We start from the raw sequence: 16,309 nt of genomic DNA, 5'->3' as shown, positions 1-16,309 counted from the left end.
CCTTACGATGGCCGAAGGGGAGCACCGGCACTCAGGGTGGGAGACAGATGGCACAGGCCGCAGGTCCGGCACGGAACGTCATTCTGACCGTGGACGACGATCCGGGGGTCTCGCGCGCCGTGGCCCGCGATCTGCGCCGCCGGTACGGCGAGTCGTACCGGATCGTGCGGGCCGAGTCCGGCGAGAGTGCCCTGGAGGCGCTGCGGGAGCTGAAGCTGCGCGGTGACCAGGTGGCGGTGCTGCTGGCCGACTACCGGATGCCGGAGATGAACGGGATCGAGTTCCTGGAGCAGGCGCTCGACATCTACCCCCGGGCCCGGCGGGTGCTGCTGACGGCGTACGCCGACACGAGCGCGGCGATCGACGCGATCAATGTGATCGACCTCGACCACTATCTGCTCAAGCCGTGGGACCCGCCCGAGGAGAAGCTGTACCCGGTCCTGGACGACCTGCTGGAGGCCTGGCGGGCCGCCGACCGGGCGTGCGTGGGCGTGACGAAGGTGGTCGGGCACCGCTGGTCGGCGAGATCGTCGGGCGTACGCGAGTTCCTCGCCCGCAACCAGGTGCCGTACCGCTGGTTCTCGTCCGACGAGCCGGAGGGACGCCGGCTGCTGGCGGCGGCCGGAGCCGACGGTGAGCGGCTGCCGCTGGTGGTCACGCCGGACGGTACGCCGCTGGTGGCGCCCGAGGACGCGGAGCTCGCGGACCGGGTCGGGCTCGCGACGACGCCGGAGGCCGAGTTCTACGACCTGGTCGTCATCGGCGGTGGGCCGGCCGGGCTCGGGGCCGCCGTGTACGGGGCCTCGGAGGGGCTGCGGACCGTGCTCGTGGAGCGGTCCGCGACCGGTGGACAGGCCGGGCAGAGCTCACGGATCGAGAACTACCTGGGGTTCCCCGACGGCGTGTCCGGCACACAGCTCACCGGGCGGGCGCGGCGGCAGGCCGCGAAGTTCGGTGCCGAGATCCTCACCGCGCGCGAGGTGACCGGTCTTGAGGTCGGCGGGGCGTCGCGCACGGTCCGGTTCTCCGACGGTTCCTCGATCGCCGCGCACAGCGTGATCCTGGCGACCGGCGTGTCGTACCGGCAGCTCGAGGCGCCGGGCTGCGGGGACCTGACGGGGTGCGGGGTGTTCTACGGCTCGGCGCTGACCGAGGCCACCGCCTGCCAGGGGCACGACGTGTACATCGTGGGCGGGGCGAACTCGGCGGGTCAGGCCGCGGTGTATCTGGCGCGCCACGCCAAGTCGGTGACGCTGCTGGTGCGCGGGGAGTCGCTGGAGGCGTCCATGTCGCACTACCTGATCCAGCAGATCGACGCGATACCCAACATCTCCGTGCGCACGGGCGCCGTCGTGGACGCCGCCCACGGCACCGAGCACCTGGAGCAGCTCACCCTGCGGGACCTGGCGAGCGGGCGCAGCGAACTCGTCGACGCGCAGTGGCTGTTCGTGTTCATCGGCGCCGCGCCGCTGACGGGCTGGCTGGAGGGCACCCTGCTGCGGGACGAGCGCGGGTTCGTCCTGGCCGGGCCCGATCTGACCGATGACGGGGGGCCGCCCCCAGGCTGGGAGCTGGACCGGCCGCCGTACCACCTGGAGACCAATGTGCCCGGCGTGTTCGTCGCCGGGGACGCGCGGGCGGAGTCCGCCAAGCGGGTCGCGTCCGCGGTCGGAGAGGGAGCGATGGCCGTGATGCTCGTGCACCGGTATCTGGAGCAGTCATGACCGGGCAGCCGCTGCCGTGCGACGCGGCGGAACTCGGCACGCTCTTCCTGTTCGAGAAGCTGAACGAGGAGCAGCTCGCGCGGCTGTGCCGGGAGGGCCGAGTGGAGAGGTTCGCCCCCGGCTACGTCTATCGGGAGGGCGAGCCGGCCACCTGCTTCTACGTCCTCCTCGAAGGCACCCTCGTGATGTCGCGGCGTGTCGGGAACGACGACGTGGAGACCAACCGCACCTCTCAGCGCGGGGTGTACGCGGGCGCCATGCAGGCCTACGTGACCGGTCCGGGCAAGACCACCAGCTACAAGGGTTCCGTACGCGTCACCGAGCCCTCACGGTTCTTCGTGCTGCCGGCCGAGACGTTCGCCGCGGTCCTGCGCGAGTGGTTCCCCATGGCCGTACACCTGCTGGAAGGGCTCTTCTTCGGCACCCAGACCACCCAGCGGACGATCGGGGAGCGCGAACGGCTGCTGGCGCTCGGTTCCCTGTCGGCGGGACTCACGCACGAGCTGAACAACCCGGCCGCGGCGGCGGTCCGGGCCACCTCGGCGCTGCGGGAACGCGTGGCGGGGATGCGGAACAAGCTCGGGGTCATCGCCTCGGGGTCGTACCGGCGCGAGACGCTGGCGACGCTCGTCGAGATCCAGGAGCGTACGGCCGAGCAGGTGTCCAAGGCGACGCCGCTCAGCCCGCTGGAGGCGTCCGACCGGGAGGACGCGCTGGAGGAGTGGCTCGACGACCACGGCATCGCGGGCGGCTGGCAGCTCGCGCCGACGTTCGTGCAGGCGGGCCTCGACACCGACTGGCTGGACCGGGTCGCGGCGGCCGTGGACGAGCAGACGCTCGAAGGCGCCGTGCGGTGGCTCAACTACACGGTGGAGACCGAACTCCTGATGAACGAGATCGAGGACTCCACCACCCGGGTCTCCACCCTCGTCGACGCGGCCAAGCAGTACTCGCAGCTCGACCGGGCGCCGTACCAGGTCGCGGACGTGCACGAACTCCTCGACAGCACGCTGCTGATGCTGTCGGGGAAGATCGGCTCGCGGATCGAGGTGGTCAAGGACTACGACCGCTCCCTGCCGCGCGTCCCGGCCTACCCGGGCGAGCTGAACCAGGTGTGGACCAACCTGATCGACAACGCCGTCGGAGCCATCAACAACGCGGGCGGGGAGGGCAAGCTGACCGTGCGCACGGCGCTCGACCGGGATCAGTTGCTGGTCGAGTTCCGCGACACGGGGCCCGGGATCGCGCCGGACATCCGCGGTCGCATCTTCGACCCGTTCTTCACCACCAAGCCGGTCGGACAGGGGACGGGGCTCGGGCTGGACATCTCGTGGCGCATCGTCGTCAACAAGCACCACGGGAGCCTCGAGGTGCAGTCCGTGCCGGGCGACACGCGGTTCCAGGTGCGGCTTCCGCTGACGGCGACGGAGTCCGACACGCCCGGGACACCCGGAACACCCGAGCCATCCACGGCCCCCGAGGAGGCGTCATGACCCTGCCCGCCGGAATCGACCCGAGCGTCCCGCCGAGCGGACCGGGCTGTACGGAGTGCGACGCAGCAGGCGGATGGTGGTTCCATCTGCGGCGCTGTGCCCAGTGCGGGCACGTCGGCTGCTGCGACAGCTCGCCCGCCCAGCACGCGAGCGCCCACGCCCGCGACGCCCACCATCCGTTCATCCGCAGCTACGAGCCCGGCGAGGCCTGGTTCTGGAACTACGACACCTCGCAGATGTACGAGTCCGGCCCCGACCTCGCTCCCCCGCTGGCCCACCCCGCCGACCAGCCGGTACCGGGACCGGAGGGGCGCGTGCCGCCGAACTGGCTGGAGTCGCTGAATCGGTGACCGGGGCGCCGGGAGGTCACCGCCCCCGCCGTTCCCAGGCATCGTGGACATGGCGCCCCAGCAAGGCGCCGCCGAACACCACGAACCCGACGCCGATGAGCCAGGACTGCACGACCAGAACGGTGCCGACGGCGCCGTAGGTGACCGCGTTGTTCACGATCAGCGGCGAGAACACCAGGTACGAGAACCAGCGCAGGCCCACCAGGCCCACCACGGTGGCCAGGGCGCCCGGCAGCAGCGCCCACCACGACTTCCGCTCACCGAGAAGGAAGTGCTGCCCCCACCAGAAGAACAGCAGGCCGAAGAACAGGGTGAGCGTGATACGGAGAGCGGACCCCACCAGTCCGGCCCGCAGCAGCGCGCCGCTCTGCGCCTCGGCGAACAGGTATCCCGTCAGCGCGGCGAGCCACACCACCTGGCGCCAGACGGCGTGCCACGGGCCCGCGGCGACTTCCCAGATCCTCTCGTAGCCGTTCTGGACGCTGGCCGCGAAGGCCACGCCGAACAGCGCCAGGACCAGCACACTGAACGCGCTGGTGGCGCTCAGGACGATCCGCGGAGCGGAGAACACCTCCCGCACGGCCTCCGCCGGGCGCCCCGACAGGCTCATCCCGTCGATCACCCACAGGGCGAATCCCCGTTCCTGGAAAGGGGCGGCCGCCGCGACGACGATCAGCAGCGGAGCCAGGGTGACCAGGCCGAGCGCCGCGAAACCCATGGACCGGTGCAGGAGTTCCAGGTCGCTGCCGTGCTGCCAGAGCCGTCCGGCGGCCGAGTCGTGCCAGCGGGCCCGCCGGCTTCGATGAGCCACCACACACGCACGGTAAGCAGACCCGGCGCCCGCCCCGGGCATGCCCGCACACCCGCCGCGACAGGCCACCCGACCGGAGTACCGCGGTACCGGGCCACTGGAGTGCGACGGCGAGTACAGCGTTCAGGGCATGGCCCCGTCAGCGCTGTCGCGGATCTCGGCGGCCAGATGAGAGGCGAGCGCGCGGGCCCGGGGCATGAGGGCGTGCCAGTCGTCCGGCTGCTCACCGCGGTAGGCCCCCTGGGGCCAGAGCCGGGCGGTGTTGGGGCGGGAGGAGGCCGAGCGCCCAAGCGGCCGCCGCGTCCTTGGACTTGATGGTGCCGGTCGCGAGGGTCGTCCAGATTCGGGCGAGGGTCAGGAGGACGTTGCGGGTGTCGGACTCCAGGTCGGCCAGGAGGTCCGGGACGCCCGCGACGATCGCGCGGCGCAGGTCCTCGTGCGGGACGGGCGCGAGGACCTCGGCCGCCGGCGGGCCGAGGAGTGCCGTGTCGCCGTTCAGCGTCATCGTGATGAGCGGCGCGAGATCGGGGGTGGCGGCGGGACCTGGCACCACGCCCCGCTCGAAGTCCTCGCGCAGCCATTCCCCGTACAGGAACTCACAGCGCGGCGGGTAGCGCCACGGGCTGATGTCGTCCCGGGCGACGACGGTCAGCTCCACGGGACGGGCCGGGCCGTCCACCGCCTGGGGGCCGGAGAGGCGCATGAGTCCGGCGGTCAGGGCCCGTCGCTCGTCCTCCGTCGTCCGGCGGCTCGTCACGACCAGCACATCCAGGTCGCTGCTCGGGCGCAGGCCGTCCAGCACGGCGGAACCGTGCAGATAGGCGCCGGTGAGGTCGTCGCCGAGTACGCGGCGCACCAGGTGCAGGACGTCGTCGAGCTGTGTCACGGGCGGGATGGTAGGCGGGCGGGGAGCGGACGGGCCACCGGATTTCCGCCGTGCGCGTACCGCCCTTCGGCCTTCGCGTGACCGCGACGTTCGGGATCAGACCACCGAGGTGCCGTACATCTCACCGAGCGGGTCGGCGATCAGTTCGAGGCGGGCGCCGTCGGGGTCGCGGAAGTAGATCGAGGTGCCGCTCTCCTCCTGGTGGTCCACGCCCGCCGCGACGATCTTGTCGCGCAGGCGGTGCCAGGTGGCGGGTTCGACGGAGATGGCGACGTGGTGGAGTCCGCCGAGGACCTCCGCGTAGGGGCCGAGGTCGAGTCCGGGGAAGTCGAAGAAGGCGAGCAGGTTGCCGTTGCCGAGGTCGAAGAAGAAGTGCGTGGAACCCTTGTAGTCGCGGTTCTCGATCATCTCGGTGAGGGGGAACTCCAGCAGGTCCTGGTAGAACCGCACCGTCCGCTCCACATCGGAGGAGAGCAGCGCCACGTGGTGCACTCCGCGGGCGCTGCTCGCCGGCCGGTCCGCCGTCAGGTGGCGGTCCCGGATGCGGGCGCGTTCCGCCTCGATCGCCGCGAGGTCCGCAGGTTCCACGTGAAACTCCTCAGCACAGGCAGTTTGGTTTTCAAGCAGTCGGCGCTCGTTCACTCTAGGGCCGCGCGGCGCGCGGTCAACCAGGCGCGCGGAGGCACACCGGGCAGTACGGGGGTCGTATCCCGGCCTGTTTGGTACAACGGCCCTGATAGTCACGGGACTTGAGGTCGCGGTCCGAGGGACGCCCGCATAATGGCCGGGTGACGACCCCCTCCTCCGTGCCGGTGCAGCATGTTCCCGTCGTGATCGTCGGTGCCGGGCCCGCCGGGCTGACCGTCGCCAACCTCCTGCGGGCCGCCTCCGTCGACTGTGTCGTCCTGGAGATCGAGAGCCGGGAGTTCATCGAGCAGCGACCACGCGCGGGCTTCCTGGAGGAGTGGGCGGTGCGCGCCCTGGAACGGCGCGGCCTGGCCGACCGCATCGTGGAACGGGCGCCCACACACACCGAGTTCGAGTTCCGTTTCGAGCGCATGCGGCAGCGCTTCCCGTACACGGAACTCACCGGCCACCACCACTACGTCTATCCGCAGCCGCTGCTGGTCACCGACCTGGTGCGTGAGTACGCCGACGTGCGGGGCGGCGACATCCGGTTCGGCGTACGCGACGTCGAGCTCCACGGCATCGACGGCGACGAGCCCGCCGTGTCGTACACCGACCCCGAGACCGGTGAGCGGCGGCGACTGCGCTGTGAGTTCGTCGCGGGCTGCGACGGTGCGCGCGGGGTGACACGCACCGCGATGCCGGACGCGTCCACGACCGTCGCCCGGCACGACCACGGCGTGGGCTGGCTGGCGCTGCTCGCCGAGGCACCGCCGTCCTCCGACTGCGTGATCCTCGGTATGCATCCGCGGGGCTTCGTCGGCCACATGGCGCGCAGCCCCGAAATAACCCGCTACTACCTGGAGTGCCCGCCCGGCGACGTCCCGGAGAACTGGCCGGACGACAGGGTCTGGTCCGAGCTGCACACCCGCCTGGCGGTGGACGGCGCGCCGCCGCTCACCGAGGGCCGGCTCATCGAGAAGCACGTGCTCGACATGCACGGCTACGTCACCGAACCGATGGCGTACGGACGGCTGTACCTCGCGGGTGACGCCGCCCACCTGGTGGCGCCGATCGCGGCGAAGGGCATGAACCTCGCACTGCACGACGCGCTGATCCTCGCCGACGCGCTCGCCGCGTACTGCGGCAAGGGCGACGACAGCGGGCTGCGCGACTACTCGGCGGCCTGCCTGCGCCGGGTGTGGCACTACCAGGAGTTCTCGCAGTGGCTGTCCGAGCTGCTGCACGGGCCGTCCTCGGGCGACCCCTTCCGCGCGGGCGCGGCATCCGCGCGCATGCGCCGGATCCTCGGCTCCCCCGCCGCCGCGACCAGCTTCGCGGAGCTGTACCTGGGCAAGGGGACGGATCACTAGGGGGCTTCTGATGGGTCTCCGCGGAGACCCATCAGAAGCCCCCTAGCTGCGTGAGCCGGTGTGCAGGACGGCGAACAGCCCGCGGGCGCGGGTGCCGTCCGGCAGCTGCCAGGTGCCGCCGACGTGACCCGTGGCTCCCTCGGGAAGGAGCGGTGAGCCGTCCGGGGCGGGCCGCAGGACCCGGTGCAGGCGGAGCGTCGTGCCCTGCGGTGCGGGCAGCTCGGTGCCCTCCTGGTCGTCGATGGCGGTGGTCGCGACATCCCAGCGACACCCCCGACCTGGAGGTCACCCGTTCCTACGCCGGTGCGGGCCTCACCTCGCCGGTCGACGCGGGCCCACGCCTCGCCGGGCACCCGGAGCGGTGGTGGCGCGAACTCGCCCGTGTCCTCACCGACGAGGGGCGCGCGGTTGCGCTACTGCCCGAGGCACGCGGACTGGGTCAGGCCCTGGCGCTCGGCCTGGCACCCGTCCACGTGCAGCAACTGAGCCTGTTCGGCAGCCGTCCGCTGCTGGTCCGCCTCGAACGCCCACGCACCCGCAGACGCTCCCCGGGCCGACGGGAGGCGGAGGCCGGCTAGACGCCCGTCCGTACCCGTGAGGGTCGGCCCGTCCGTACCCGTGAGGGTCCGCCCGTCAGTACCCGTGGGGGTCGCAGCAGCCGTCCCTGCGCATCCGCCGCGCCACCCCGAGCCAGTCGTCCTCCGCCGCCGTGGTCCGCCGGGCCGACGGTTCGAAGGCGGTGACCAACTCCTCGGTGGTGTACGGCACTCCGCCCCGCAGGACCGAGACGGTGCGGACGAGCGTGGCGAAGTCCGTGAACGGGTCGCCGTCGACGACGGTCAGGTCGGCGAGCCGGCCCTCCTCGACGGTGCCCAGGTCACGGTCGACGCCGAAGAGGCGGGCGGGCAGCACGGTCGCGGTGCGCAGTGCCTCGGCCGGGGACATGCCGCCCCGGTGGAGGGCGCGCAGGCCCAGGTGGAGGGCTAGGCCGACGGGGACGAGCGGCTGGTCCGTGCCTAGGGCGACAAGGCCGCCGGCGGCGAGGATCCGCCGGTAGATGTCGGTCTCCGTGCGCAGCGTGGCGAGTTGGGCGTCGGTGGGCGGGACGCCGGCCCCCTGCTGGACGGCGGCGGCGTCCCAGGGAGGCATCACGACGGTGACGCGGGGGTCGTCGGCGAGGGCGGGGTCCGCGCCGAGCAGAGGCGAGGACGTGAAGGGGGTGGCGATCAGGGAGAATCCGATCCCGCGTGCGCTGTAGACCTCGACGACGTCCTGATAGGCGCGGCCCGTGGCAGTGATGGCTCGGCCGAACTCGCCACGCTGGGTGGCCTGCAGATGGGTCGTCACATCCTGGCCGACCTGGACGCCCGGCGAGAGCATATGGCCTCCGCTCCGCACGCCGAGGCGCTCGTGTGCGAAGCGGGCGGCCTCCTCCATGACCCACGTGGGCGCCCGCACATAAGTCTTGACGAAGTCCCAGTCCAACGCGGCGGCCCGCTCCAGTGAGCGGCGCAGTCCCTCCCGGGTCCGGTGGGCGCGGCCCATGCTGTAGGCGACGCGTGCCCCGTCGAGGAGTTCGCCCGTGGTCAGCAGCCGGGGTCCGGCGAGCTGTCCGGCGGCCACGGCCTCGCGGATGCGGGCCTGTTCGTGGGCGAAGCCGCCGAGGGAGACGGCCGTGGTGATGCCGTAGGTGAGCTGGCCGGCACTCTGGCGTCCGCCGTAGGTGGTCTGCCAGGGGTGGGTGTGCGTGTCCCACAGTCCGGGGACGACGGTGCGTGTCGAGGCGTCGATCCGCCGGAGGGCGGCGCGCCGGCGGTGGGGCTCCACCGCGGCGATGCGTCCACCGCGTACGACGATGTCGACGTCGTCCCGGACGTCCTCGCCCGTGCCGTCCCACAGGCGTCCTGCGTGCACCACCGTGTCGGCGGGAGTGGGCCGGGAGCCGTCCAGGGGCACGCGGACGGTGCGGGCGGGGCCGCCGTCGACGTCGACGAGCCGCAGTCGGGAGCCTGACAGGTACAGCAGGGTGCGGGAGTCGCCGGACCAGGAGGGGTGGTCGGCCGGTTCGGTGGTGAGGGTGCGCAGGTCGCCTCGTGGGGTGCCGTCGGGTCCGACGGGCAGCAGGCACAGCGCGGACTCCACGATCACCGCCATCCAGCGGCCGTCGGGCGACCAGACGGGCCCGGAGTCGTATCGGTCGGCGATGGACGTGTGGGGCGCGACCGTGTGGAGGCGGTCGGTGCCGGTGGTGCTGTCCACGAGCCGGATGACGTTGTAGCCCTCCCGGAAGCGGGCGTTGAGCCGGTTGCGGTCGCACAGGGCGAGGTGGCGGCCGTCGGGCGACCAACTGGGGCGGCCGGGCACTCCCCCGCCGCCGAGGGGGGCGGCCAGGACGCGTTCCTCGCCGGACGCCAGGTCGCGGACGACGAGTTGCCCGGTGAGGTCGAGGGAGGCGAGGCGCTGCCCGTCGGGTGACAGCGCCGGAAACACCCGGCCGCCGGTCGCGAGGGCCGTCTCCTCGCCGGTGTCGAGATCGTGCCGGTACACGCCGAGGAGCCCGTCACGGTCGTCGGCGTAGACGAGCGACTGCCCGTCGGGTGCCCAGGACGGGGCGAGCAGATACCGCGTGGGCGCCGACCGCCGCAGCCGCCGGGGCGAACGACCGCCCGAACTGCCCGCGAGCCACAGCGAGTTCAGGGCCGCGAAGGCGATCTGCCGGCCGTCGGGCGACAACGCGGGCAGGTGGACGCCCCGCACGGGACGGACCCGGCCCTCCCCCAGGTCGTACTCCTTGGTGCGGTACCGCGGCCGCCGCACGGGGAGCACGCCCTCGAAGGGCACGGTCTCCGGCTCCCCGGGTCTGTCGGGTCGTACGAGGGTGAAGGTGCCGTCGACCGTGAGGAGCAGTTCGCCCTTCGGTGTCCAGCGCGGGGGCACCGGAGCGATGTCCCCGTCGACCGGGACGGGGCGGCCGTCGACGACGAGGGTGCAGGAGCCGTCCGGGGACGCCGTGGTGCGCAGATGGGCGAGACGGCCGTCGGAGGCGAGGGCGGGCGTCATGACCTGGGCGGCTTCGGTCTCGGTGTGCCGGACGGTGACCGGGCCGGTGCCGTCGGCGGGGACGGCGGCGATCGTACGGGCCTGAAGGCTCACGCCCTGGGCGGTGGTGAGCGTCCTCGCGCGGACGAACAGGATGCGGGTGCCGTCGGACGACCAGGTGGGGTCGAAGTCCTCCCACGGGCCGTCCTGCAGGGGCCCGTCCTGGCCGGGCAGTCCGGTGACGCGGGTGATCCGGCCGGTGCGCAGGTGGAGGACGTGGACGCGGTACGGGCTGCCGTCCACCGGGTCGCCGCCGCGCTCGGAGGCGAAGGCGATCCGGGTGCCGTCGGGTGACCAGGACGGGCCGCGGTCGTCCCAGGGGCCGTCCGTGCGCTGCCGCAAGGCGGAGCCGTCGGGGCGGACCGTCCAGATGTGGAATCCGCCGTCCCGGTAGGCGCAGAACGCGATGAGCGTGCCGTCCGGGGCGTGTGTGGGCCGGTTGGGTTCGAGGTCCGAGGGGGTCAGGGCGCGGGCCGTGCCGCCGGAGCGCGGCAGGGACCACAGGACGCTCTGGGCCTCGGCGACCAGGTGGTCGCCGGCGGGTGAGAGGGTCGCCGAGCCGTTGGTGGCGTGGGTGAAGGTCAGGGAGAGGCCGGTGCGCGGTCGTGCCGCCGCCGGGGCGGGGGCCGCGCCCACGAGGGGGACGGCACCTGCGGCGGCGAGGAGTTGACGGCGCGTCGGACGGAAGGCGGCGGTGCTCCGATCACGGTCCATGACAGTGCACGCTGGCGCATCACCCGGCCCACGAGCAACCGGGCTATTCACGCCATCCGGTGAGGCGTCAGTCGGTGGTGTGCCGCTGGCGCACCCACAGGGGCAGGACGAACCAGCACAGCAGATACCAGGCGACAACCCCCACCACCACCCACGGTACGTAGTCGCCGTGGGTGGCCACGCGCAGGATCAGCAGCAGCGCCGAAGTCATCGTGGCCAGCAGGAGCAGAAGGCCGGCCAGGGTCAGCCGGGAGGCCCAGGTCACCGCCTGGGGCTTGATCCGCCGTCCGGAGACGAGCCGGTGGAAGGAGACCGGGCCGATCAGGGCACCGGTGGCGGAGGCCCCGAGAACCACCGTCACGATGTAGATGGTCCGGTCCGTCTGCGACAGCTGCGGGTAGCGGGCCGTGAAGACGACGGTGAGCAGGAAGCCGAAGAGGATCTGCACGCCCGTCTGGGCCACGCGGACCTCCTGGATGAGCTCGCTCCACATGCGGTCGGCCCGCTCGTCCTGCGTCTCGTCGCGGCCCCGGGCCTGGCCCCTGCCCCTGCCCCTGCCCTGCCCCTGCCCTGCCCCTGGCCATGTCGTCTGCGCTGTCGGACACCGTGTCCCTCCCGGCTGCGTCGGTCTCCCTGTGTTGGATGGCGACGGGGTGTGCGTTGTGAAGCGCGTGTAGGGATCAGTTCACTCACACGAGTGAGGCCTTTTGACGGTACGGCTGGGCCTGTCCCTCCGCGCCCAGCGTGGCCGATGTGAACGAGCCTTCGAAGAGTGACGCTCGTGCCGCCTGGTCGCGTCGGGGATTCCTGCGGACGGCGGCGTCCCTGGCCGCCGGCCCGCCGTGCGTACTCCCGGACCGGGCCGCAGCGGCGGCCGGGCTCCCCGGGTTCCCCGAGGGGGTCGAGGTCTACCGGTCCGCCTACCGCAACTGGGACGGCGAGATCACATCGGACGGGCCGCTGTGGGCCTGCGCTCCCGCCGACAGCGACGAGGCCGTCGCCGTGGTCAACTGGGCCCGCGGGCAGGGCTGGACGGTCCGCGCGCGGGGCGCGTCCCACGGCTGGTCCCCGCTGACCGTCCCGGCCGGCACCGAGTCCGGCGCCCCGGTGCTGCTGGTCGACACGGCCAGGCATCTCACCGGTCTCAGGCTTGAGTCCACTGAGTCCACTGAGTCCACTGAGTCCACTGAGTCCACCGGCCCCGCCGCGGTCCGCTCGGGCGCCGGCGTGACGCTCGAAGCGCTGCTGGCCTTCCTGGAGAGCCATGGGCTCGGCGTCACGGCCGCCCCTGCCGTCGGCGTCCTCACCGTCGGCGGTGCCCTGGCGGTCGACGCGCACGGCACCGCCGTACCGGCCCGTGGGGAGCGGCGGCTGCCCGGGCACACGTACGGCTCGCTCAGCAACCTCGTGCTGTCGCTGACGGCAGTGGTGTGGGACGCCGGCAGTGACTCGTACGTCCTGCGCACGTACCGGCGCGACGACGCGGACGGCGCCGCCCTGCTCACCCATCTGGGCCGGGCGCTGGTCACCGAGGTGGTGCTGCGGGTGGGCACCGGCACGAACCTGCGGTGCGTCAGCCGGACCGACGTCTCCGCGGCCGAACTGTTCGCTGCACCCGGCGGCGAGGGGCGGACGTTCGCCAGCTTCCTGGACGAGTCCGGGCGGGCCGAGGCGCTCTGGTTCCCGTTCACCGAGTTCCCCTGGCTGAAGGTGTGGAGCGTCGCGCCCCGGCGTCCGCCCGCCTCGCGACGGGTGACGTCGCCGTACGACTATCCGTTCTCCGACAGCCTGCCGGCTCCCGTGGCGGATCTCGTCGGGCGGATGATGACGGAGGGCGCCTGGTATCTGGCGCCGGTGCTGGGCGAGGCACAGTTCGGGGTGGCCGTGCTCGGGCTGGCGGCGACGCGGACGGCCGACGTCTGGGGGCCGTCGAAGAACACGCTGCTCTATCTCAGGCCGACCACCCTGCGGATCACGACCACGGGTACGCCGTGCTCACGTCGCGGGGCCAGGTGCAGCGCGTCATCGCCGAGTTCACCGCCTTCTACCGGGAGCGGCTCGACGCGTACGCCACGCGCGGGAGCTTTCCCGTCAACGGCATGGTCGAGATCCGGGTGTGCGGGCTCGACGACCCTGCGGACACCGGAGTGGAGGGTGCGCGGGCGCCCCTGCTGTCCGCGCTGCGGCCGCGCGCCGACCGGCCCGAGTGGGACACGGCCGTGTGGCTGAACGTGCTGACCCTGCCGGGGACGCCGGACGCGGAGGCGTTCTACCAGGAGCTGGAGCGGTTCGCGCTCGACACGTACGACGGCGGGCACGCCCTCACACGTGTCGAGTGGTCCAAGGGCTGGGGCTACACGGACGCGGCCGCCTGGAGCGACGAGGACGTCCTGGGCAGGACCGTGCCCGCCTCCTTCGACGAAGGCGACGGTGGCGGTGGCGGTGGCGGTGGCGGTGGCGGTGAGGGGCGGTCGGCCTGGGAGGAGGCAGCGGCCATCCTGGAGCGGCTGGATCCGCATCGGCTGTACGCGAACGCCTTGCTCAGCCGGTTGTTCTCATGAAGGGAGTACGGGCGGCCCGGCCTTCCAGCACGAGCTGCACCTGGACCTCCTGGTCACCGGGGATGGCGCCGACCTCCTGGACGGTGAACGACTCCTCCAGGGCCTCCCGCAGATGCCGCACCGCGAGCGGGCTGCCCTGGACGTCGGCGAGCACGGGGCCGGACAGCGGCACGGGGTGCGGCTCGTGGGGGTGGCCGGTCGGGTGCGCGGGGTCGTCGAGCAGATCGAAGGTGCCCGTCCACACGGTCGGGCGGTCGCGGTCCGCCTCGTGCGGTTCCTCACCGACGCAGCGGTCCGAGGAGAAACAGGTGCACAGGGTGTCGAACAGGAGGCCGGCGTCGTGCGCGGAGCAGTCGCTGAGCACCACCTGGACCTGTGACACGGGCATGGGGGTCAGGTTCACGGGGGTCCTCCCTGGCGTGGGCGGGGCACCGAGCGAGTACCCCCAGCGTGCGACCGAAACGGGATCCCCGCATGTCACACGGCCCGGCGGTCCCCGGACCTCCGGTCGTCGGACCCTGGCCGGGACATCCGGTGAGCCATTTCGCTGCGTTATGTTGAGTGTTCGTGGGAGACGAAGGAGGCACACGGGTGCCATCGCCGCAGCAGGCACGGGCTCAGGCATCGGCGATCACCTCGGGCCGGGCGGCTCCCGAGGCGGAGACGGCCGCCCCCACGGTCCGGCTCCGGGAGCTCTTCGACGGGCCCCGTCTGTCGCCCGGGCAGCGGCGCATCGCCCAGTACCTGATCGAGCACATCACCGAGGCCGCGTTCCTGTCGATCACGGACCTCGCGGAACGCGTCGGCGTCAGCCAGCCCTCGGTGACCCGGTTCGCGGCGGCCGTGGGCTTCAGTGGGTACCCGGCGCTGCGTGAGAAGCTCCAGGCCATCGCGCTCAGCGCGCTCGGCAGCACTCCCGCCACCACCGCCGAGAAGCGCAGCAACGAACTCCAGGCCGCCGTGGACGCCGAGATCGCGAACCTGGAGAACATGCGGCGCGACTTCGCCGACCCGGACCAGGTGATCGAGGTCGGCAGGGCCCTGTCCCGGTCGACGCCGCTCACGGTCCTCGGCCTCAGGATCTCCGGGTCGCTCGCCGAGTACTTCGCGTACGCGGCCCGCCGGATCCACCCCGACGTACGGCTGGTGACCCGGGGCGGCAGCGTCGCGTACGACGCGCTGCTGCAGTCGCGCGAGGCCGGCGGCACCTGGCTGCTGGCGTTCTCGATGCCGCGGCACGGGCAGGAGACGCTCACCGCCCTGCGGGTCGCGCACAGCGCCGGTCTGAAGGTTGCCCTGATCACCGACCTGGCGCTGGGGCCGGTGGCCGACGAGGCCGACGCCGTGTTCACCACGGGGACGGGATCACGCCTGGTCTTCGACTCGTACGCGGCCCCCGTGCTGATGTCCGCGGCACTGCTGCAGGCCATGACCGACGCGGATCCCGAGCGGACGCAGGCCCGGCTGGAGGAGTACGAACAGATCGCGGAACAGCACCAGTTCTTCCTCAAGGACTGAGCGTGCCCAGGCCCGCGGGGGCCGTTCCGCACATCTCCCGCCACTTTCACCACATGGGACTATTCAGCCATATCCTGGTATGAATTTTTTCATGCCCTTGCAAACTCATCGGTATATATAAATACTGCTCGCGGATCGTGATCCGGCCGGGACGCCGGGCCACGTCCTCCGCCCGGGACCGTCCGCTCGTACCCGCCACGGTGCCCGGGTGCGGCGGCCCCGGTCATCCCCTAGCCGGGGCCGCCGAGCGTTCCCCCTTCTGGCGTCGACGTAAGACCGGAGCGATGATCATGGCCCTCGCCTACTCTCCGATCAGCTCGGACTGGCCGTGTCAGGTGAAGACACCGGGCAGTTACGACTGGGAGCGCTCGGCCGCCAGGTGGCTGCGCGAGCTGGTGCCGGCCCGCTACGGCAGCTACCCGACGATGCTCCGCCACCCGGTCCTGCTGGCCCGCCACGCCCAGATCCAGGTACAGCACGAGATACGGGTCGCGCGCACCGCCCTGCAGACCGCGCGGACCGAACTGCCCCGCCTCGGGCTCACCGAGTCGGTCATCGAGCACACGATCAAGATGTACGCCGCCGAGGTCACACAGCTGAACCACATGGCCCGCAGCATCCGTGCCGTCAGCCAGGCCCTCGCGGACAGCAGCCTGGCGCGCACCTCCCACTGACCGGTCCTCTCCCCGTCCTCTCCCGGTCCGCCTCCTGTTGCCCCCTGTGCCTTGCATGTGCCTCCCATATGCTTCCCTGGTGATTCCTCCTGGCGGACGCAACGGCGATACGACCCGCCGTCGCGGGAAGAGGAACAGGAGGAGCAGACCGGCATGGCGAGCGAGGGGCAGGGTTCATGGATACCTGGACGTGGGTGATCGTGGTCGCCGCGGTGCTCGCGGTCGCCGTACTCGCGGCGGCGGTGGCGCTGTTGGTCCGGCTCGTGCGGGCACGGCGTGACCTGACCCGTGCCGGACTGCCGACCGGCCCGCGCTGGGTCTTCTGGGGTGCGGTGCTGTATCTCGTCCTGCCGGCCGATCTGCTGCCCGACCCCGTCTACCTGGACGACGTCGGGGTCCTGCTGCTGGCGCTCAGGTCCCTGCGGACTGCGGGGGCGCAGGCACCGGAGAGCGAGGCGGGAACTCCCCTGCGCAAGTGA

General features: G+C 72.2%; 13 protein-coding genes and 3 pseudogenes. 9 read left to right on the top strand and 7 right to left on the bottom strand.

The window, feature by feature from the left end; genetic code table 11:
• Positions 1–47: 47 nt before the first annotated feature.
• From E0500_RS27650 to E0500_RS27640, 3 genes are read left to right on the top strand one after another with little or no spacing between them, the layout of a single operon-like run.
• The gene (locus tag E0500_RS27650) at positions 48–1,724 is read left to right on the top strand and encodes an FAD-dependent oxidoreductase (protein WP_131567814.1); all 1,677 of its coding nucleotides are present in this window, start codon (positions 48–50) and stop codon (positions 1,722–1,724) included.
• The gene (locus E0500_RS27645; RefSeq protein ID WP_131567816.1) at positions 1,721–3,217 is read left to right on the top strand and encodes an ATP-binding protein; all 1,497 of its coding nucleotides are present in this window, start codon (positions 1,721–1,723) and stop codon (positions 3,215–3,217) included. The genes E0500_RS27650 and E0500_RS27645 overlap by 4 nt, the downstream gene beginning before the upstream one ends.
• Positions 3,214–3,567: a UBP-type zinc finger domain-containing protein gene (locus tag E0500_RS27640; protein WP_131567818.1), complete on the top strand. Its 354-nt coding sequence runs from the start codon at positions 3,214–3,216 to the stop codon at positions 3,565–3,567. Before E0500_RS27645 ends, E0500_RS27640 begins: the two co-directional genes overlap by 4 nt.
• Before the next feature lie 16 nt (positions 3,568–3,583).
• Here the strand turns inward: E0500_RS27640 and E0500_RS27635 are convergent, their stop codons facing one another.
• The 3 genes from E0500_RS27635 to E0500_RS27625 form a co-directional block, all read right to left on the bottom strand.
• A complete protein-coding gene (locus E0500_RS27635) occupies positions 3,584–4,420 on the bottom strand; it encodes a ribonuclease BN (RefSeq protein WP_131567821.1) in 837 nt (278 codons plus the stop codon).
• A gap of 181 nt (positions 4,421–4,601) precedes the next feature.
• Positions 4,602–5,264 (bottom strand): aminoglycoside adenylyltransferase family protein, encoded by a 663-nt coding sequence (locus tag E0500_RS27630; RefSeq protein WP_131567823.1) that lies wholly within the window; start codon positions 5,262–5,264, stop codon positions 4,602–4,604.
• Positions 5,265–5,360: 96 nt separating this feature from the next.
• The gene (locus E0500_RS27625) at positions 5,361–5,852 is read right to left on the bottom strand and encodes a VOC family protein (RefSeq protein WP_131567825.1); all 492 of its coding nucleotides are present in this window, start codon (positions 5,850–5,852) and stop codon (positions 5,361–5,363) included.
• Between the two features lie 200 nt (positions 5,853–6,052).
• Between E0500_RS27625 and E0500_RS27620 the strand changes: the two genes are divergently transcribed.
• Positions 6,053–7,264, top strand: coding sequence for a 4-hydroxybenzoate 3-monooxygenase (locus E0500_RS27620; protein ID WP_309505160.1), 1,212 nt, complete (start codon positions 6,053–6,055; stop codon positions 7,262–7,264).
• Between the two features lie 42 nt (positions 7,265–7,306).
• On the opposite strand, the pseudogene E0500_RS45540 reads toward E0500_RS27620, so the two are convergent.
• A pseudogene (locus E0500_RS45540) lies at positions 7,307–7,513 on the bottom strand (1,4-alpha-glucan branching protein); the annotation flags it as partial.
• Between E0500_RS45540 and E0500_RS27615 the strand changes: the two are divergent.
• Positions 7,474–7,842, top strand: coding sequence for a hypothetical protein (locus E0500_RS27615; RefSeq protein ID WP_131567827.1), 369 nt, complete (start codon positions 7,474–7,476; stop codon positions 7,840–7,842). The pseudogene E0500_RS45540 and the gene E0500_RS27615 overlap by 40 nt on opposite strands.
• Positions 7,843–7,897: 55 nt before the next feature.
• On the opposite strand, the gene E0500_RS27610 is transcribed toward E0500_RS27615, so the two are convergent.
• Together E0500_RS27610 and E0500_RS27605 are read right to left on the bottom strand one after the other, a co-directional pair.
• Entirely contained in the window at positions 7,898–11,077 is a 3,180-nt protein-coding gene (locus E0500_RS27610; protein WP_131567829.1) for an amidohydrolase family protein, read from the bottom strand.
• 67 nt (positions 11,078–11,144) lie between these two features.
• Positions 11,145–11,615 (bottom strand): annotated as a pseudogene (locus E0500_RS27605) (DUF6328 family protein); the annotation flags it as partial.
• A 269-nt stretch (positions 11,616–11,884) separates the two neighbouring features.
• On the opposite strand from E0500_RS27605, the pseudogene E0500_RS27600 reads away from it, so the two are divergent.
• Positions 11,885–13,638, top strand: a pseudogene (locus tag E0500_RS27600) (cholesterol oxidase substrate-binding domain-containing protein).
• Here E0500_RS27600 and E0500_RS27595 read toward each other — a convergent pair.
• The gene (locus tag E0500_RS27595) at positions 13,619–14,041 is read right to left on the bottom strand and encodes a hypothetical protein (protein WP_131568229.1); all 423 of its coding nucleotides are present in this window, start codon (positions 14,039–14,041) and stop codon (positions 13,619–13,621) included. The pseudogene E0500_RS27600 and the gene E0500_RS27595 sit on opposite strands and share 20 nt — an antisense overlap.
• Positions 14,042–14,229: 188 nt before the next feature.
• Here E0500_RS27595 and E0500_RS27590 point away from each other — a divergent pair, with 188 nt between their 5' ends.
• The 3 genes from E0500_RS27590 (at position 14,230) to E0500_RS27580 (ending at position 16,309) form a co-directional block, all read left to right on the top strand.
• The gene (locus tag E0500_RS27590) at positions 14,230–15,156 is read left to right on the top strand and encodes a MurR/RpiR family transcriptional regulator (protein WP_131568227.1); all 927 of its coding nucleotides are present in this window, start codon (positions 14,230–14,232) and stop codon (positions 15,154–15,156) included.
• Positions 15,157–15,446: 290 nt separating this feature from the next.
• On the top strand, positions 15,447–15,830 hold the full coding sequence (locus E0500_RS27585) for a hypothetical protein (RefSeq protein WP_131568225.1): 384 nt from the start codon (positions 15,447–15,449) through the stop codon (positions 15,828–15,830).
• A 176-nt stretch (positions 15,831–16,006) separates the two neighbouring features.
• Positions 16,007–16,309, top strand: coding sequence for a DUF1232 domain-containing protein (locus E0500_RS27580; RefSeq protein WP_131568223.1), 303 nt, complete (start codon positions 16,007–16,009; stop codon positions 16,307–16,309).

The sequence above is a fragment of the Streptomyces sp. KM273126 genome, from assembly GCF_004337435.2.
Classification (GTDB): domain Bacteria; phylum Actinomycetota; class Actinomycetes; order Streptomycetales; family Streptomycetaceae; genus Streptomyces; species Streptomyces acidicola.
Note: the sequence above shows the minus strand (reverse complement) of the source record. Positions and strands in the feature narration are given on the sequence as shown.